The 693-nt window shown below is 61.8% G+C and carries 1 pseudogene; it reads right to left on the bottom strand.

The annotated features are described in order from the left end of the window. Window positions 1-693, bottom strand: a pseudogene (locus M5C71_RS33585) (adhesin); the annotation flags it as partial.

Below are 693 nucleotides of genomic sequence, written 5' to 3'. Positions count from 1 at the left end.
GTCGAGGCTGACCGCGCCTTTGCCTTGCAACGAACCTTTGCCATTGCCAAGGCTGGCGGCGCTCAGTTGCAGGTCGCCGTTACGGCTGGCGATCAAACCGCCATTGCCGTTCTGTACCGTGCCGGTCGAGGTAATCAGCAGCTTGTCATTGGCACTGACAAGACCACCATTGCTGCTGTCCAGACCACCGGTGAGCAAGGTCATCAAGCCCTGGCTGTAGAGTGCACCGCCCTGGTTGTTGATCTGTGTGCTGCGTTGCACCACCAGCGGACCGACACTGGAGAGTTTGCCATGGGTGTTGGTCAGTGTGCCGAGCAGGTCAAGCGTCACCGCCGCGCCGCCACTCAGGGTGCCGTTGCTGTTATCGAGATCGGTACCGGTGAAAGTCAGTGCCTGTTGCGCCTGGACCGTGCCGCCGTTGCTCAGGGCCATGGCGTTCAGCGTCAGCAGCGTGCCGGCGTCGATCAGGCCACCTTGGCCGTTATTCAACAGGCCGGTGACCGTCAGGCTCTGAGCGCCCGCACTGGAAAGCGTACCGGCGCTGTTATCAAGACTACCCGCCTTGATGGTCAAGGCTTGCTGACTGGCCAGTGCGCCTGCGTTGCTGTTGAGCAGCGCACCGCTGAGCGTCACATCAACGTTACCGCTACGGCTGGAAACCGTGCCGCTGTTGCGGTTATCGAGCGAGCCCGT

Source organism: Pseudomonas sp. MWU12-2345, assembly GCF_023242385.1.
GTDB classification, from domain to species: Bacteria; Pseudomonadota; Gammaproteobacteria; order Pseudomonadales; family Pseudomonadaceae; genus Aquipseudomonas; species Aquipseudomonas gingeri_D.
This window is presented reverse-complemented; position numbering and strand designations above follow the sequence as displayed.